Raw genomic sequence first — 16,370 nt, forward strand, 5'->3', positions numbered from 1 at the left:
CGTCATACCTCAAATTGCATGCCGTCGTGGGCCACGTCGATACCGTGTGCACGCAGTTGCGCGTGTTCGACGGAATGCGGGTCGAGAATCGGGTTCGTGTTGTTGATATGCGTAAGCACTTTGCGCGTGGCGCGCGGTAAGGTGTCGAGCCAGTCGATCATGCCAGGCCGGCCGCCGGCGCCGCGCTGCGCGAGATGCCCCATGTCCGCAGCGTATTTCGTCGAGAAACCGAGGTCGATCATCTCGGTGGTGGTCCAAAACGTGCCGTCTACGAGCACAAGGTCGGCGCGGCGCATGGTGCCGAGTACATCGGTATTCACCTGTGCGAGACCCGGCGCGTAGAACGCCCGCGTGCCCGCTTCGATGTCCTCGATCAGGAGGGCCACGTTATCCCCCGGCGCGGATGCCTCGCGGCGAGGCGAATAAGGCGGCGGTTTGCTCTCCACGGGCACCGCGGTAAAGCGCAGCCCGGCGCAAACAGCCATGGTGAACGGCTCGCCTGGCGCGACCGTATGCGCCTCTACGCCGCAGTAATGGCCAAGCAGCGGCACGAGCGGCAAGCCGCTCGACAGATCGTCGAGCACGGGCGCACACGCATAGAGTGGCAACGGCGACGTGCGTTCACGCAGCATCAGCAGGCCCGTGACATGGTCGATCTGCGCGTCGGTCAACACAACGGCCGCGATCGCGCTATCGCGCATTGCGCGCGCGGGTTGCAGGTCGGGATGCGCGCGCAACTGCGCGAGCAGATCCGGCGACGCGTTGACGAGCACCCAGTCCACGCCGTTGCCGCTCACCGTAATCGACGACTGCGTGCGCGGCAGCAGGTCTGCACCAGATTGCCTCGCACGGCGGCAGTTCGCGCAGTTGCAGTTCCATTGCGGCAGGCCGCCGCCCGCGCCTGAACCCAGTATTCTGATCTTCATGATCGTTCTCGCTGCATGCCGCCCACTCGGCCTTCATGGCTGAGCGGACGGCACACTGCCGTGCGCTCAGCGGTTGGCGATATACATCGTGATTTCGAAGCCGAAACGCAGGTCGGTATAAGCGGGGGTCGTCCACTGCATGACATGTCTCCTTGTTTGAGATTGAGTCGCAATACCGCATCGAATGTGCGGCCAGTCTCTTCAAAGCAAGGGACATGCCGGTGCGAGCCAGCGCTCGTCCGATGCAGCCAATGCTGCACGCGTGGCGAAGGGTGTTGCGTTTCGGAACACGGGTGCTACAGGATGCAACACCCGTGGGACAGAGGACGAGAAAGGCAGTGACCTGGCGGCGCGCCGCGAATTGGCGCTTCAGGCGTCGCCCGACCCGCGGCCTGGATCGGCGCAAGGCATCTTGCGATAGATGGTGTTGCGCGACACGCCCAACGCCCGCGCCGCAGCCGAAACGTTGCCGCCATGGCGCGCCAGCGTGGCCGCAATGGTCGAAGCCGTCACGTCTTCTAGGCGTGCGTCCTCCAGCACCGAAACGTCCGCAAACGCGGGCGCCGCGGCCAAAGCGTGCGGCTCGCCTCGGCAGCGCAAATCGTCGAAGAAGTCATCGGGCAGATGCTCGCGGCGAATCTGGCCGTCGTCGTCGACCATGGCGGCGGCCGTGCGCAGCAGGTTGCCGAGTTGCCGGAAGTTGCCCGGCCACGCACAGCGCTCGAACAGCGCCATTACGTCCGGCGCGACGCTGAGCGGCAGCCGGTTCGTACGTCCGTGCGATTCGCGGTGCAGGAGCTTCTGGATCACGACTGCGAGATCCGTGCGGTCGCGCAGCGGCGGCAAGCGGACCACGAGGCCATTAAGCCGGTAATACAGGTCCTCGCGAAAGCGGTTCTGCGCGATCATCTCGCGCAAATCGCGGTGCGTGGCGCAAATGATCGCGACATCAACGGGAATGGTCTTCGTCGAGCCGAGCGGATTGACCATGCGCTCCTGCAGCACGCGCAAGAGGCGCACTTGCAGTGGGTACGGCATGTCGCCGATCTCGTCGAGAAACAACGTGCCGCCATTTGCCTGCAACAGCTTGCCCGCCGAGCCCTTGCGCCGCGCGCCGGTAAACGCGCCCTCCTCGTAGCCGAACAGCTCCGATTCGATCAGCGATTCCGGAATCGACGCACAATTCACGGCCACGAACGGCCGGTCGCGGCGAGGCGAGTCGTTGTGAATGGCCTGCGCGAGCAACTCCTTGCCCGTGCCGGTTTCGCCGGTGACGAGAACCGGAATGTCCTTGCCGATCACCTTGCGCACCTTCGCGATCACGAGCGCCACCTGCGGGTCGCCCGTGTCGAGGTAGCTCAGGCGCGAGAGCCCCATGGAAGGCGGCTGCGCCATCGCGCAGGCAGATGGCTGCGAAAGCGCGTCGTGCACCACGACAGGCCGGGCGCCTTCGGCCAGCGTTGCGCGCCTGAACTGCACGCGCGCGCAAACCACCGCCCCGTTGACCAGATTGAGCATGAGGTGCGACTCCAGGCCCGAGCGCATCCGGTCGATGAGTTGCGCGCTCGTGGTCTGGAACAGCGACGACAGCGTATGGGCCCGCAGTGCGGCGAGCGAGAGGCCGAGCTGGAACTGCGCGCTGCGGTTGGCCGAAAGAAAACGCCCGTCGCTCGTGAACGCGATGATGCCCTCCATGAGCGTGCCGAGAAATTCCGGGCGGCCATGAAACGAGACCTGCAGCGTCTCCTGAAAAGTCGTCGCAAATAAGTGATTCTCAATCATCTGCACGGACATGCGCGCAAGCGCCATGGTGTGCTGGTGATAGCTGCGATGGTCACCCGTTACGTCGAGCACGCCGATCACGTCGCCGTACGGGTCGAAGATCGGCACGCTCGAGCAGGTGAGGAAACGGTTCGCCGCGAGGTAATGCTGATCGCCATGCACGACCATGGCGCAGCGCTCGGCGAGCGCGGTGCCGATTGCGTTGGTGCCCTGGCGGTCCTCGGCCCAGTTGGCGCCGGGCCGCAGCGCGACCTTCTCGGCGCGCTGGAGAAAATCGTCGTCGCCGATCGAATGCAGGATCAGGCCTTCTGCATTGGTCAGCACGATCATGCTTTGCGTGTTGACGATCTGCTCGTGCAGCGTTTCCATTACGGGCGTGGCGTGCATGCACAACACGCGGTTCTGCTCGCGCTTCAACTCGAGCCCCGCGCCTGAAAGCACGTCGTAATCGGGTCTCGCCGTTGCGCGCAGACCGAATGTCTCCGATCGTTCGTGCGCCTTCTGAATCGATGGCGCGGGCCAGCCATTGCACACCGGGACCGCTTGCCCCGCGGCCATATGAACGTCGTCGCGCATACTCTCCTCCACGATTGGCCGGTACCTTGCCGGACACTTCAGTATTTCTCGGTGTCCTCTATTAGCAAGCTCTGGGCCATCCGGCCATCGAATCGAGCTGGCCGGTTTGCGCCGAACGCGCACGCGACGCGCAACACGCTGTGTAAGCGAACCGTATGCAAAGCTGCCTGCGTCGATCAAAACGCGTGGCGCAGCGATTCGCCATCCTGTGTATTACCGCAAATGGTCCGCATGGAGGAATGCGGACTCACCCCGATGCGCGCATCAGTCGCGGCGTTCAATCCCAGGCGTAATGAAGGCCCACCCAAAAACCGCGCGGTGCGCCTGGTCCGACGAATTGCTCGTTCACGGGGTTCGCGCCATCGAACGTGTGGCCGGAGCCGTTGAAGAAGTTCTGACCCAGCACGCCGAAGCTCGCGTAGCGCTTGTCGAACAGGTTCGTCACGCTCGCGTAGATCTCCAGCCGTTTCGTGACGCGATAGCGCGTGTCGAGATCCACGAGCAGATAACCCGCGATTTTTCCATTGGAATCCTGATTGTTTTCGTCGCCTTGCGCATACACGCCGCTGCGCCACGTGATGTTGGTGCCGATGTTCCATTGTGCCGTGGCCGCGTAGTCGAGCCGCAGCTTGACGGCATGCGCCGGAATGCCTGGCACATGGTCGCCAGGCCGCACCGTCACGACGCCGTTCGCATCCGCCGACGAGTTCGCGGGGCTTTGCTCGGTCCATGTCGAGCGGTAGGTCGCATCCACATAGCTGTAGTTCAGTCCAATGCCAACGGGGCCGAACGTCGTGTGCCCCGCCAGTTCGACACCCTGGCGGCGGGTTTTGCCGACGTTCTGAAAATAGCCCTGCGTGCTGCCTGCTGCGCTCACGAACTCGATGTCGTTGGAAAGCGTGGTGCTGAATGCGGCGGCGCTCCACGTGGTCTGCGCACCGATACGACCGCGCGCACCTGCCTCGAACGTCTTCGAGACCACGGGCTGCAGCGCCGGATCGGCCACGAAGTCGTTCGGCAACGAGCACGGCGCGGCGGGGTCCGCGCACGCAAGCTCGATTGCGGTGGGTGCGCGCATGCCTTCGTTATAGGTCGCGTAGAAGGTAACGGTGGGCAGCGGATTCCAGTTGAGCCCCACGGCCGGATTGAAGCGCGAGAACGTGTGGTAACCGTCGAGCAGCGGTTGCACGCCGCTTTCGTCGGCAATGCGCGCGCTCGCCCAGTCGTAGCGTCCTGAAAGCGTGAGCGTCCATTGCGGCGTGAACGTGAGCGTCTCATTCAGATAGACGCCATAGTTCGCGTTGCGCGTTTTCGCATCGGTTTGCTGAACGAAATTGCCGATGCCGACTGTCGCGCGGTCGGGGGTGAAGGAGGCGTCCTGCGAAGACGAGACGTAATGCGAGTTCGCGAAATCCGCCGCTACGCCGGCAACGAGCTGGCTTCCCATGTCGCCCAGCTTGCCGAGCAGCGTGAGCTGCAGGCTCGCGCCGAAGCTGTCGGTCGTGACAACGGAGTCGACGTTCGTGCCCTCCAGCGTGTCGACGTTTCCGTCCTGGTCGATCGAGCCGTAGTCGGTGTTGTTGTTGCTGCTCACGTTCTCGTTGCGCAGATGCCGATAGTAAGCATTGCCACTCAGTTCCACATTGTCGTTGAAGAAGTGCTCGCCCGAGAGCGTGAGGTAGCCCACGCTGTTGCGGTTCAGGTCCGGAAATGTATAGGCCTGCTTCGGGTTGTCGAGAAACGAGCGCGGAATGGTCTGGCTGCCGTACAACTGGTTGTCCGCGCCGCCGCCCGACATCGACAGCGTCGTATCGTCATCGGTGTAACGCAACTTGCCGAATGCCTGGCGCACGCGGCTCGCATTATGCTCGGCCCAGCCATTGTCGTTCGTTACATTCGCGTTCGCGTAGTAGTCGATGTGCTGCCCGAGCGTGCCGCCCTGCTCGAACTGCGCGCTCTTGCGCCCCCATGAGCCGCCCGAGAAGTCGATGTCGCCGCCGGGACTCGTGCGCCCGTTCTTCGTCGTAATCGCTATCGCTCCACCCAGCGTGTTGAGACCGTAGACAGGATTCGAGCCTGGAATGAGCTGGATCTTGTCGATCGCGCCGGTCGGTATCAGGTCCCAGTTCACGACGTCGCCAAACGGCTCGTTCACGCGCACGCCGTCGACGAACACCGACAATCCCTGAGGGGTGCCGAGCACCGGCGAAGCCGTGAAGCCGCGATAGGTCAGGTTCATCTGGAAAGGATTGCCCTGGGCATCGGTCACGCTCACACCTGGCAGATTCGCGGCGAGAAAGTCGGTCAGCGTTTCGCGGTGCTGTACCGCGATGTCCTGCGCACTCACGGTCTGCACATTGGCCGGCACCTTTGCGAGCGGCGTGCCGATGCCGAGCAGCGGCGTTGTGCCGACCACCACGACCGCGGGCAGCAGGGTCGGGCTCGACGTTGCGCTCGCCGCGTTTTCATCCGCGCTTATATTCCCTGCGTTCTGCGCTTGCGCGCCGGCAAGCCCAGGCGTACCGAGTGCGACGCTCAACCCAAGCGCCGCATACGTGCGCCTCGCGCTGCCTCGGCTCACGCCCGCCACCTTCTCTGGGATCAACTTTCGTCTCCATCTGTTTTCTGCGCTCAGACCCGCTCAACGCCGAAGCGCCGGGTACAGACCGATGCGCACACAACCGTCTCCTCTTTGCCGGAATCTAGCCAGGAACGTGCCAGCCCGGTTGCAGGCAGCCTTCTCCGTGCTGCGCTTGTGCCTCGGCACGCGCGCTACCGTGCAGCGCCCGCTGCCGCGAATGCCCCACTGTCACGTTCGCCAACACTTTTCGCCTCGGCCTGTACCGGAATGCAACACATCGGCCCCATGCGGGGCACCTCGCCGGCGCGCCGGTCAACGGGCTGGATCGCCTTGTGCGCAACGCTTCGCGGCGAATGGCATACGACTTGCAAGAACGGCTGCGCACCCGGACCGGCCTCATCCCTCGCTCATCCAGCCTGACCGCTTCCCGGCCGTGCATCGACAAATATTCAGGAGACGAAGATGAAGAGACGCTCGGCTGCGGCAAGCCGGCTTGCGACCTGCGCAATGGCCATCGCGGCGGCGATGTCCCTGAACGCGGGCCCAGTGGACGCCGCCTCGGACTATCCGCCCGTGACCTATGACCGCCTGACCCGCGCGCAAAGCGATCCAGGCTGGCTCACGTACTACCGCAGCTACAACGGCCAGTCGCATTCGCCGCTCAAGCAAATCGACGCGTCGAACGTCGGCGAGTTGAAACAGGCGTGGAGCTACCAGTTTCCCGCCGAGTTGAAGCAGGGCTTCGAGGCGACGCCGATCATCAATGGCGACTATCTATTCGTCAGCACGCCGAAAGATAACGTCTACGCATTCGACGCGAAGACAGGCACGCAACTCTGGAAATACGAGCCGAAGCTGGGCGCCGAATCGTTCAAGACGGCGTGCTGCGACGTGGTGAACCGCGGCGTGGCGCTCTACGGGAAGAACGTCTATATCGCCATGCTAAGCGGCGAAATCGCCGCGCTCGACGCGAAGACCGGCAATGTGGTCTGGAAAAAGCAGATGTTCGAACCGGGCCTTGGCTACGCGTTCTCGCTCGCGCCGCTCGCACTCGACGGCTCGATTGTCGTAGGCACCTCGGGCGGCGAGTACGGCATACGCGGCTACATCGCTGCGTTGAACCCCGACGACGGCGCGATCGTGTGGAAGCGCTACACCATTCCGGACTCCGGCGAAAAAGGCTCGGAGACCTGGCCCGACGGCATGCAGGCGCACGGCGGCGGCGCTGCGTGGCTCACCGGCACCTACGACGCCGCGAGCCGCACGCTCTACTGGGGCGTGGGCAACCCGGGCCCGTGGCTCGCCGCGCTGCGCCCCGGCGATAATCTGTACTCCGATTCGCTTCTCGCGCTCGATCCGAAGAACGGCAAGCTCAAATGGCATTACCAGTACACGAGCAACGACACGTGGGACTATGACGGCGTCAATACGCCGATCCTCGCGAACATCCAGTACAAGGGCAAGGATTACGACGCCATCATTCACGCAGACCGCAACGGCTTCTTCCACGCGATCGACCGGCAAACGGGCAAGCTGATCTACGCGGAGCCGTTCGTCAAGGCGACCTCGGTAACAGGCTACACGGACGAAGGCAGGCCGGTACAGGACCCGTCGAAGTATCCGAAAGCCGGCACGACCATCGACACTTGCCCGAGCTTTCTGGGCGGCAAGAACTGGTGGTCGGTGTCCTACGATCCGGATCGGCACATTGCCGTGGTGCCCGCGCTGCATGCGTGCATGAGCCTCTCGGGCAAATCCGTGAGCTACATGGAAGGCTTGCCCTATCTCGGCGAAGGCTTCGAAATCAAGCCCGAACCGGGCAGTGAAGGTTATGGCGAGTTGCAGGCCATCGACGTGAACACCGGCAAGAAGCTCTGGGGCCACTGGAGCAAGATGCCCTGGAACGGCGGCGTGGCGACGACGGCGAGCGGTCTCGCGTTCAGCGGCTCGCTCGGCGGCCATCTCTACGCGTTCGACGTCGCCACCGGCAAGGTGCTCTGGGAAAGCCCGCAACTTGCGAGCGGCATCATTGCGCAGCCTTCCGTGTTCGAAGTCGACGGCAAGGAATACGTAGCCGTGCTCGCCGGCTACGGCGGCGCCAATCCGATCTGGGGCGGCCCGATGGCCGATGTGGCGAAAGATGTCCCGCGCGGCGGCACGCTCTACGTGTTCGCACTCGAGCGCGGCTGACCCGACGCGGAACTACGCTCCCGCTTTTCGCCGCACGCGCAAGCCACCCGCGCGTGCGTGCGGCCCCGACTTCACTGGAACGCACGATCATGAACATCCGGATCACCTATCTCGCCGTGGCCGCCGCGCTCGCGGCAGGCGGCGCGCACACCGGCGCGCATGCGGCGGCGAACGCTGTGCGTGTTTGCACGCTGCCGGGCAGCCCCACCGCTGCGCTCGACCAGGCCGTCGCGCGCGCCGTGCTGAAAACCGCCGGCGTGACCGCAACGTTCGTCACGCGCGGCATCGACGACGACGGCGGCGACGACGGCATCTCGGCACATGAGCTAGCCAGCGCGCTGGGCCGCGACTGCGACCTCGTTGCCGGTTTCCCGCGCTCGAGCGTCGCCGACGCATCGGGCTCGCAGATGATCTTTTCGCAAGGCTATCTGCGCTCGGGCTATGTGAGCGTCACGCTGCGCCACCCGCGCGCCGCCGCCGCTGCCGGCGGCAAGGAAACAGTCGCCGCGACCTGGTCCAGCCCGTCGCAGCTCATCGCCGTGCAGCAGAAGAACGCGCGCTTCGACCTGGAGAATACCTCCGAACTGACGGTCGATGCGGTCGCAAAAGGACGCGCACAGCGCGCAATCGTCTGGTATCCGGCAGTCGTGGCTTACGAGCGTGCGCATCCTCAGCAGCAATTCGCGGTTGCGGCGACGGCTTCGCCGTACGCCGACTGGCATCTCGTGTTCGCATCGGGGTCCGGCATGCGAGCGCTGCAAACACGCATAGACGATGCGCTCGCGCGCATGAACGGCGACGGCCGCCTCGCAGCACTCACGCGCGGCTGGACACTGCCGGAAAGCGCTGCGAACGAGGTGCGTTCGAATGCGGCCTCGCTCGACGGCACGAAGGCGTTGTATCGGCGCGCCGCCATGCACACGGCTGGCGCTTTCATCAAGGTCTCGGCAACCACTGGCGGCAACGCACCCGAATTCGACCACGAGCAGGTCGAGCACGGTCAACATATTTATTCGGAATCCTGTGCAAAATGTCACGGCACGCAACTCGAAGGCATTACCGCGCCCGCGCTGAGCGGACCGGCCTTTGCTCCAACGGCGAATTCGCATCTGACGATAGGCGGCATTTACCAGTACATGTCGACCAACATGCCAGCCGACCGCCCGGGCAAGATGACCGATCAGGAATACGCAGATTTGATGGCCTACCTGCTCTACACGAACGGCTACGACGCAGGCAACACGAAGCTCACCTCCGAAACCGCGCAATCGTCGACCACCCCGCTCAACGCCGGCCCGCGCCACTAACCCCACTCAGGAAACTAGCATGATTACCCGTAATCGCAGACTCTTCATCCTTCACGCCGCCGGTCTTTGCGCAGCGCTCGCGACGGCCGGGCGCGCACTCGCCGCACCGGTACTCGTCGACGAGAACGACACCACCGCGAAGTCGCTAGGCTATCGCGCGAAGGCCAGCAGCGTCGACGCCGGCAAGTTCCCGAAGTACGCTGCGGGCCAGCGCTGCGCGAGTTGTCGCTTCTATGCGGGCGCGGCGGGCGATGCCGCAGGCGCGTGCCCGATGTTCCCCGGCAAGGCGGTTGCCGCCGATGGCTGGTGCAACGTCTACGCCCAGCGCGCCTGAGTGCGCCTGAGTGCGCCTTGAGTGCGCCCGCTACGTGCCCTCACAGCGTCATGCCGCCATCGATCGTGAAGGTCGATCCCGTCATGTAGCCGGGCTCCTTGCGCGCAAGCCACGCAACGAGTCCGGCGATCTCGTCCGGGTCCGCCGCGCGCTTGAGCGCGATGGGCGGCTTGATTGCCTCGATGTGCCCGGCGGTCACGTCCGTGACCGTGGGGCCCGGCTGAATTTAACGACAATCGGCCGTGGACACCGGCCAACGAATCGTCCAGAATCGCCCAATTCACGACTTTCGCGGCCAGCCTCCGTTCGCACCATGAAAATCGCGGCGCTTTCCGACATTCACGGCAATCTGCCCGCTCTCGAAGCGGTGCTCGACGATATCGAGCGGCAACGGGCAGATGTCATCGTCAATCTTGGCGACATTCTTTCTGGCCCGCTTTATCCCTCGCAAACGGCGGACCGGTTGATGCAGCTTGGTTTGCCCACGATTCGCGGCAACCATGAAAGACAGTTGCTCGACCCGGATTGCACGCGCATGGGGCCTTCGGACCGTTTCGCGCGCGAGGCGCTTAGTGAAGCACACCTGGCGTGGGTCGGCGCATTACCTGCCACGCTATGGCTCGAAAGCGACGTGCTGCTCGTGCACGGCACACCGCAGGACGACCTCTCCTATTTCCTCGAAACCGTCACGGCGGACGGATGCCGAACCGCAACGCATGGCGAAGTCAGACGCCGCGCAGCCGAAGTCGAGGCAACGTTGATTCTGTGTGGCCATACGCACCTCGCCCGCTCGATGCAACTCGCGGACGGCCGCTTCATCGTGAACCCGGGCAGCGTGGGCCTACCCGCGTACGAGGACAGACACCCCTTCCCGCATCGCATGGAAACGGGTACGCCGCATGCCCGCTACGCGAGCGTCACGAGAGGCCCGCGCGGCTGGGAGGTGGAGTTTCGCGCCGTGGAATACGACTGGCACGCGGCCGCCGAACTCGCTGCCGCCAATGGACGACCCGACTGGGAAACGGCGCTGCGCACCGGCTATTGCTGATAGCGCCCGTGCGCAGCGCCGCGTATCGGCGTGCTACACCGTCACCACGATCTTGCCGAACTGCCCGTTGGTTTCGAGGTAGCGGTGCGCATCCACCATGTCTTCGAACGTAAAGGTACGGTCGATCACGGGCTTGAGCGCGCCGCTCTCAAGTCCCTTGAGCACGTATTCCACCGCGGCCTTGCGGCGCTCGGCGTCGCCGCTCGTGAGCCAGATGTTGTGGGCCTTCACGCTAATGACCTTCGCGATCATCTCCAGCACGGGTAGCGTCGTGGCGCGTTCATCGAGCGCGCCGTAGAGATACGCGATCCCTTGAAATGACAGCGCCGAGATGAGCTTCGCGAAGTTCGGACCACCAACCGGATCGAACGCGACGCGCGCCCCTTTTCCGCCGGTGATGCGCATAATCTCGTCAACCAGGTCCGTCTCGTCGGTCACGACCACGTGCGCCGCGCCCGCATCGAGCAATTGCTGTTTCTTGCTCGCGCTGCGTGTGAGCGCAATCGAAGTCGCGCCCGCGTAGTTGGCCATCTGGATCGCCGCGAGTCCGACACTGCTCGACGCAGCAGGCACGACAACATAGTCGCCCGCGCCCACCTTCGCGTCTTCGATCAGCGCGCCGTAGGCGGTGACATACATCATCCATACCGACGCGGCCTGCGCGAACGAAAGCGATTCAGGATGCCTGACGACCGCATAGTCCGGCACGACGATGCTTTCTCCGTACGTGTGATACTGATTCATCGAGAACGACGGGATCACATTGACCTTGTCTCCCGATGCGAAGCCCACTACGCCTTCGCCCACGGCGTCGACCATGCCGGCCGCTTCGTACCCGAGCCCTGCCGGAAAGCGCACAGGTTCGATGTACTGATCGTTTCGCCACATCGATTCCGCGCGATTCAGGCCGATGGCCTTCACCGTGATGCGAACCTCGCCAGGGCCGGGGGCGCGCACCGATTCGTCCACGAATTGCAGCACTTCCGGGCCGCCTGCTTCTGCAAACCTGATAGTCCGTGACATGATCAACTCCTGCTTCGATAGATGATGGAGCAATGAACGTCTCACAAGGCCGCTGCGGCCTGCGAGTTCGACTGATGAACGGGGCGCTTTTCGTCGCCGTGTGATCGACAATTTAGCGAGCCGCGACGCAAAGTAAAAAGACTTTCTGGGAAGGGGGGCATGCCTTGCGGGCATGGCAGGGAGGCTCACGCGTGCCGTGGCGGCTTGCGCGGCCTGTGGATCAAGGAAGGATGAGTTCGTCGAGCCGTGAAAGAAATAGCCGCAACGTGGGCGAAGCGTTGGCGCGACTGTACCCCACCACGAGGTCGACCGTCGGCGCCTCGCCCTCCAGCGGACGGCTCACAACAGACCATGGCAGCAGGTTGTTTGCATACTCCGGCATGAGCGCCAGGCCGCGCGTGGAAGCCACGAGCGACATGGCCATGGCAAGGTTGTCCACGCGGTGCTCGGTGGCCACCTCCACGCCCTGCGCCTGCAGATAGCCCACGATCACCTCGTGCAGCACACGCGCCTTGTTGGACGCCATGACGAACGGCTCGCCCGCAATGTCCTGCGCACAGATGGCGGATTTCGCCGTGAGCGGGTGATCGCTCGGCATCAGCACGACGAGCCGCTCGCGGTTCACCACGCGGTATTCGAGGTCGTAGCCGGGCTCCGCGCGCAGAAAGCCAAGATCGAGCTTGCCGCGCGCGAGCGCGTCGGCGACGTCCGGCGAGTAGTAACTCGAGACGGTCACGTCGATATTGGGCAACTCGTCGCGCAGCACGCTCATCGCGCGCGGCAGCCAGGTCATTTCCTGGCCTGTGAGGAAGCCCAGCGCGAACACCTTGCGCTCGGGCAGCGCCGCGCGGCGCGCAGCCTCGGCAGCAGCGTCCACCTGCGCCAGCGCGAGCCGTGCATGGTCGAGAAAGGCCTTGCCAGCGGCGGTTAGCTCCACGCCCCGCGCGCTGCGGATGAACAGCGCCACGCCGACCTGGTCCTCCAGATCGCGAATCTGCCGGCTCAGCGACGGCTGCGACGTGAATAACCGCTGCTCCGCGGCCACGGTCAGGCTGCCGGTTTCGGCCACGGCCACGAAGTACCGCAGATGCCGCAGTTCCATCGCTCTCTCCAGTCTGGCCCATGCCTCGCAGGTATGCCGGCAAGCCTACAAAGTCTTTTTCCGCCGCGCAAGCACCCTCTAGAGTTCCGCACATGGCTGCACGCACGGCGGGCATCGAGCAAGACTCGCCGCGCGCTCACAGTCTCGGCCGCCCGAAAGCCATCGCTCGCGGGTATGGCTTCAACCGTCGATCAGGAAATACGCCATGTCTCAGCTCACCGGCAAGACCGCGCTCGTTACGGGCGCCTCGCGCGGCATCGGCCGCGCCATCGCACTCTCGCTCGCCAGCGCAGGCGCGCAGGTGCTCGTGCACTACGGCAGCGCCGAGGATGCCGCCGACGCAGTCGTCGCCGAAATTCGCGCAGCGGGCGGCAAGGCCCAGAAGGTGGGCGCGAACCTGCGCGACGCCGACGGTCCGCATCAACTGGCCAAGCGCGTGCGGGCAATCGTCGGCGACCGGCTCGATATTCTCGTTGCCAACGCCGGCATCTCGAAGTCGGCGCCGCTCGAAGAGACGACTGTCGAAGAGTTCGACGACCTGTTCGCCGTGAACGTGCGCGCGCCGTACTTTCTGGTTCAGCAACTCCTGCCCACCATGTGCAAGGGCAGCAGCATCGTGCTGCTTTCCTCGCTCGCCGCGCGCGCGGCCGTTGGCGCGATTTCCGCCTATGCGGCGAGCAAGGGCGCGGTGGATACGCTCGTCGCCCACTTCGCCTCGGCGCTCGGGCCGCGCGGCATCCGCGTGAACGCCGTCGCGCCGGGCGTGGTGGCCACCGACATGTCGACCTTCACGAAAACCGAAGCGGGCCGCGCGACGGCGCTGGGTATGCAAGCGTTCAAGCGCATCGCGCAGCCGGAGGACATTGCCGAAGCCGTCACGTTCCTCGCCTCCGACGCGGCCCGCTGGATCACCGGCGACACGCTGCGCGTGGACGGCGGATCGAAGCTTTGAGACGTCGCTCGAACTTGAGCGCACCCAACAACACGAAACAATAAGGCATCCAAAATGAATGCGAACAACCTCAAACTGTTCTCACCTGCGAAAGTGGGCCCGGTGGAACTCGATCACCGCGTCGTACTGGCACCGATGACGCGCCTACGCGCCGAACCCGACCACACCCCGAGCGCGATGATGGTGGACTACTACCGCCAGCGCGCCTCGGCGGGCGGCTTGCTGATCACGGAAAGCGCGCATCCATCCTACGACAGCCGCGGCTATATCGGCGCGCCTGGCATCTATACCGATGCGCACGTCGAAGCCTGGCGGAGAATCACGCGAGCCGTGCATGCCGAAGGCGGCAGCATCTTCATGCAGATCGCCCACGACGGCCGCCAGTCGCACGTGGACCTGAGCTGGGGCAACGCGCCGGTCGCGCCTTCCGTGGTCCCGTACGAGACCACGGTGCTCACCCAGAACGGCTGGGTGCCGAACTCGCCGCACCGCGCGCTTGCGCTCGCCGAAATTCCCGCGTTGGTCGAGTCGTTCCGCCGCGCCGCCGTGCGCGCGAAAGAAGCCGGGTTCGACGGCGTCGAACTGCACAACGCGAACGGCTATCTCGCCGACACCTTCCTCCAGGACGGCACCAACAAGCGCAGCGACGCCTACGGCGGCACCGTCGAAAAGCGCGCCCGCTTCTCGCTGGAGGTGGTCGATGCGTTCGCCTCCGTGTGGGGCGCTGACCGCGTAGGCGTGCGCGTGTCGCCGAGCGGCCGCTGGGGCGCGATAACGGACAGCGATCCGCAAGCCACGTTTGGCTACTTTGCCGACCGTCTCGACGCTTATGGGCTAGCCTACCTGCACGTGATCGAGCCGCGCGTCATGGGTACCGAAACGCTGGTGGAAGGAGAAGCGCCCGTGGCTTCGGCGTTCCTGCGCCAGCACTTTTCCGGCCCGATCATCGCCGCGGGCGGCTTCGACCGGGCAGGCGCCGAACAGATCCTGCAACGCGGCGACGCCGACCTCGTGGCTTTCGGCCGCTGGTTTTCCTCGAATCCCGACCTGCCTGAACGCCTTCGCCACGGCCACCCGCTCACGCCGTACCGCCGTGATGCGTTCTGGGGCGGCACCGAACGCGACTACAGCGACTTCGGGACGTACGAAGAAGCGCACACCGCAGCTGACTGAATTCGCTGAGCACTCGCAGAACCCCCGCCTTACCCGCATACATTCACTGGAGCACTACCATGAGCACCCAACCTGTCGTTTTGATTACCGGCGCGTTGAGCGGTATCGGCCGCGCCACCGCTCTCGCTTACGCGCGCGACAAGGCGAGCGTAGTCGTTGCCGGCCGCCGCGACGAGCCTGGCCGCGCACTGGCGGAGGAACTTCGCGAACTCGGTGCGCAAGCGGAATACGTCCACGCCGACGTCAGCAAGGAAGATGACGTGCGCGCGCTGGTCGAGCGCACGATCGAACGTTTCGGGCGCATCGATATTGCGGTCAACTCAGCGGGCGTGGAAGGCGAGGCGGGTCCCGTCACCGAGCAAACGCCCGAGCGCTACGCGGCCGTGTTCGATGCGAACGTGCTCGGCACGCTGCTCGCAATGAAACACGAACTGCGCGCCATGACGGCGCAGGGCGGCGGCAGCATCGTCAACGTTTCGTCGACCATGGGCTCGCGTGGCGCGCCCAATGCGGCGCTGTACGTGGCGAGCAAGCATGCGGTGGAGGGCCTCACAAAGTCGGCTGCACTCGAAGCGGCGCCGTTCGGCGTGCGCGTGAGCGCCGTGGCGCCCGGCCCCGTGCAGACCGCCATGCTCGACCGCTTCATGCCCGACCCGGCGCGCAAAGCGGCCGCGCTCGCGGGCGTGCCGCTCAAGCGCGCGGGCAACCCCGAGGAGATTGCCGACGCGATCCGCTTTGTCGGCTCCGACGAGGCCAGCTTCATGACGGGCGAAATCCTGCGCGTGAACGGCGGCCGGACCGCGGCGTGATTTTCATTGCGCCGCCGCGCTCAACCTCCTCGCTATCAACGTGAACGCCCCTAAGGTGATTGACATGTCCACGCCTCGTTTCGATGAACTTCCCCCCGCACTCAGAACCGTGCAAACTCGCCCGCTCTTCGTGATGCGGCTCGACGTCAAGCCGATAGAGATCATCGGCCAGACCGGGGGCGCGCTGCGCCGTGTCGGCATCGTGCCGTCCGGTACGTTTGCAGGCGAACGCCTTTCGGGCGTCGTGCTCGATGGCGGCAGCGACTGGCAGACCGTGCGCGGTGACGGCAGCACGACGCTCGATGTGCGGCTGCTCCTGCGCACCGACGACGGTACGAAGCTGCTGATGTCGTATCGCGGCGTGCGTCATGGCGAGCCGGAAGTCTTGCAGCGGTTGGATCGGGGGGAAGCCGTTGACCCTGCCAGCTATTACTTTCGGACCAATCCTGTTTTCGAAGCGCCCGCAGGTCAGTACGAGTGGCTCAATCGCGTCATTGCTGTTGGCACGGGGCACCGTTTTCCGGGGGGGCCGGTTTATAGCGTTTTCGAGGTGCTTTGAGTTTTGTG

The 16,370-nt window shown here is 64.7% G+C and carries 15 protein-coding genes; 8 read left to right on the top strand and 7 right to left on the bottom strand.

What is annotated here, in order from left to right:
• Positions 1 to 2: 2 nt before the first annotated feature.
• From pqqB to U5A57_RS14655, 4 genes are all read right to left on the bottom strand, one after another.
• On the bottom strand, positions 3 to 926 hold the full coding sequence (gene pqqB, locus U5A57_RS14640; RefSeq protein ID WP_321911936.1) for a pyrroloquinoline quinone biosynthesis protein PqqB: 924 nt from the start codon (positions 924 to 926) through the stop codon (positions 3 to 5).
• Between the two features lie 66 nt (positions 927 to 992).
• Positions 993 to 1,067 (bottom strand): pyrroloquinoline quinone precursor peptide PqqA, encoded by a 75-nt coding sequence (gene pqqA, locus U5A57_RS14645; protein ID WP_006410019.1) that lies wholly within the window; start codon positions 1,065 to 1,067, stop codon positions 993 to 995.
• A 228-nt stretch (positions 1,068 to 1,295) separates the two neighbouring features.
• Positions 1,296 to 3,284: a sigma-54-dependent Fis family transcriptional regulator gene (locus tag U5A57_RS14650; protein ID WP_321911938.1), complete on the bottom strand. Its 1,989-nt coding sequence runs from the start codon at positions 3,282 to 3,284 to the stop codon at positions 1,296 to 1,298.
• A 277-nt stretch (positions 3,285 to 3,561) separates the two neighbouring features.
• On the bottom strand, positions 3,562 to 5,889 hold the full coding sequence (locus U5A57_RS14655) for a TonB-dependent receptor (protein WP_321911940.1): 2,328 nt from the start codon (positions 5,887 to 5,889) through the stop codon (positions 3,562 to 3,564).
• Between the two features lie 438 nt (positions 5,890 to 6,327).
• On the opposite strand from U5A57_RS14655, the gene U5A57_RS14660 reads away from it, so the two are divergent.
• The 3 genes from U5A57_RS14660 (at position 6,328) to U5A57_RS14670 (ending at position 9,696) form a co-directional block, all read left to right on the top strand.
• On the top strand, positions 6,328 to 8,055 hold the full coding sequence (locus U5A57_RS14660; protein WP_321911942.1) for a methanol/ethanol family PQQ-dependent dehydrogenase: 1,728 nt from the start codon (positions 6,328 to 6,330) through the stop codon (positions 8,053 to 8,055).
• Positions 8,056 to 8,144: 89 nt separating this feature from the next.
• Entirely contained in the window at positions 8,145 to 9,362 is a 1,218-nt protein-coding gene (locus U5A57_RS14665) for a c-type cytochrome (RefSeq protein WP_321911943.1), read from the top strand.
• Positions 9,363 to 9,381: 19 nt separating this feature from the next.
• Positions 9,382 to 9,696: a high-potential iron-sulfur protein gene (locus U5A57_RS14670; RefSeq protein WP_321911945.1), complete on the top strand. Its 315-nt coding sequence runs from the start codon at positions 9,382 to 9,384 to the stop codon at positions 9,694 to 9,696.
• 40 nt (positions 9,697 to 9,736) lie between these two features.
• Here the strand turns inward: U5A57_RS14670 and U5A57_RS14675 are convergent, their stop codons facing one another.
• Positions 9,737 to 9,922: an SDR family oxidoreductase gene (locus U5A57_RS14675; protein ID WP_415774631.1), complete on the bottom strand. Its 186-nt coding sequence runs from the start codon at positions 9,920 to 9,922 to the stop codon at positions 9,737 to 9,739.
• 87 nt (positions 9,923 to 10,009) lie between these two features.
• On the opposite strand from U5A57_RS14675, the gene U5A57_RS14680 reads away from it, so the two are divergent.
• Positions 10,010 to 10,744, top strand: a complete 735-nt coding sequence (locus U5A57_RS14680; protein WP_321911949.1) for a metallophosphoesterase family protein — start codon at positions 10,010 to 10,012, stop codon at positions 10,742 to 10,744.
• A gap of 33 nt (positions 10,745 to 10,777) precedes the next feature.
• Here the strand turns inward: U5A57_RS14680 and U5A57_RS14685 are convergent, their stop codons facing one another.
• Together U5A57_RS14685 and U5A57_RS14690 are read right to left on the bottom strand one after the other, a co-directional pair.
• Positions 10,778 to 11,767 (bottom strand): zinc-dependent alcohol dehydrogenase family protein, encoded by a 990-nt coding sequence (locus tag U5A57_RS14685; protein WP_321911950.1) that lies wholly within the window; start codon positions 11,765 to 11,767, stop codon positions 10,778 to 10,780.
• Between the two features lie 220 nt (positions 11,768 to 11,987).
• Positions 11,988 to 12,869, bottom strand: a complete 882-nt coding sequence (locus U5A57_RS14690) for a LysR family transcriptional regulator (protein ID WP_321911952.1) — start codon at positions 12,867 to 12,869, stop codon at positions 11,988 to 11,990.
• Positions 12,870 to 13,074: 205 nt separating this feature from the next.
• On the opposite strand from U5A57_RS14690, the gene U5A57_RS14695 reads away from it, so the two are divergent.
• From U5A57_RS14695 to U5A57_RS14710, 4 genes are all read left to right on the top strand, one after another.
• The gene (locus U5A57_RS14695) at positions 13,075 to 13,821 is read left to right on the top strand and encodes a glucose 1-dehydrogenase (RefSeq protein WP_321911954.1); all 747 of its coding nucleotides are present in this window, start codon (positions 13,075 to 13,077) and stop codon (positions 13,819 to 13,821) included.
• A 54-nt stretch (positions 13,822 to 13,875) separates the two neighbouring features.
• A complete protein-coding gene (locus U5A57_RS14700; RefSeq protein WP_321911956.1) occupies positions 13,876 to 14,994 on the top strand; it encodes an alkene reductase in 1,119 nt (372 codons plus the stop codon).
• A 59-nt stretch (positions 14,995 to 15,053) separates the two neighbouring features.
• Positions 15,054 to 15,803 (top strand): glucose 1-dehydrogenase, encoded by a 750-nt coding sequence (locus U5A57_RS14705; RefSeq protein ID WP_321911958.1) that lies wholly within the window; start codon positions 15,054 to 15,056, stop codon positions 15,801 to 15,803.
• Between the two features lie 64 nt (positions 15,804 to 15,867).
• Complete coding sequence (locus U5A57_RS14710; protein WP_321911960.1) at positions 15,868 to 16,362, top strand: DUF3237 domain-containing protein; 495 nt, start codon at positions 15,868 to 15,870, stop codon at positions 16,360 to 16,362.
• Positions 16,363 to 16,370 lie beyond the last annotated feature (8 nt).

The organism is Paraburkholderia sp. J11-2 (genome assembly GCF_905220185.1).
Taxonomy (GTDB): domain Bacteria; phylum Pseudomonadota; class Gammaproteobacteria; order Burkholderiales; family Burkholderiaceae; genus Paraburkholderia.

Bases quoted from the DNA above. Each gene is read 5' to 3' on its own strand.
- pqqB (WP_321911936.1), bottom strand. From the start codon at position 926: ATGAAGATCAGAATACTGGGTTCAGGCGCGGGCGGCGGCCTGCCGCAA.
- U5A57_RS14650 (WP_321911938.1), bottom strand. From the start codon at position 3,284: ATGCGCGACGACGTTCATATGGCCGCGGGGCAAGCGGTCCCGGTGTGC.
- U5A57_RS14660 (WP_321911942.1), top strand. From the start codon at position 6,328: ATGAAGAGACGCTCGGCTGCGGCAAGCCGGCTTGCGACCTGCGCAATG.
- U5A57_RS14665 (WP_321911943.1), top strand. From the start codon at position 8,145: ATGAACATCCGGATCACCTATCTCGCCGTGGCCGCCGCGCTCGCGGCA.
- U5A57_RS14670 (WP_321911945.1), top strand. From the start codon at position 9,382: ATGATTACCCGTAATCGCAGACTCTTCATCCTTCACGCCGCCGGTCTT.
- U5A57_RS14680 (WP_321911949.1), top strand. From the start codon at position 10,010: ATGAAAATCGCGGCGCTTTCCGACATTCACGGCAATCTGCCCGCTCTC.
- U5A57_RS14685 (WP_321911950.1), bottom strand. From the start codon at position 11,767: ATGTCACGGACTATCAGGTTTGCAGAAGCAGGCGGCCCGGAAGTGCTG.
- U5A57_RS14690 (WP_321911952.1), bottom strand. From the start codon at position 12,869: ATGGAACTGCGGCATCTGCGGTACTTCGTGGCCGTGGCCGAAACCGGC.
- U5A57_RS14695 (WP_321911954.1), top strand. From the start codon at position 13,075: ATGTCTCAGCTCACCGGCAAGACCGCGCTCGTTACGGGCGCCTCGCGC.
- U5A57_RS14700 (WP_321911956.1), top strand. From the start codon at position 13,876: ATGAATGCGAACAACCTCAAACTGTTCTCACCTGCGAAAGTGGGCCCG.
- U5A57_RS14705 (WP_321911958.1), top strand. From the start codon at position 15,054: ATGAGCACCCAACCTGTCGTTTTGATTACCGGCGCGTTGAGCGGTATC.
- U5A57_RS14710 (WP_321911960.1), top strand. From the start codon at position 15,868: ATGTCCACGCCTCGTTTCGATGAACTTCCCCCCGCACTCAGAACCGTG.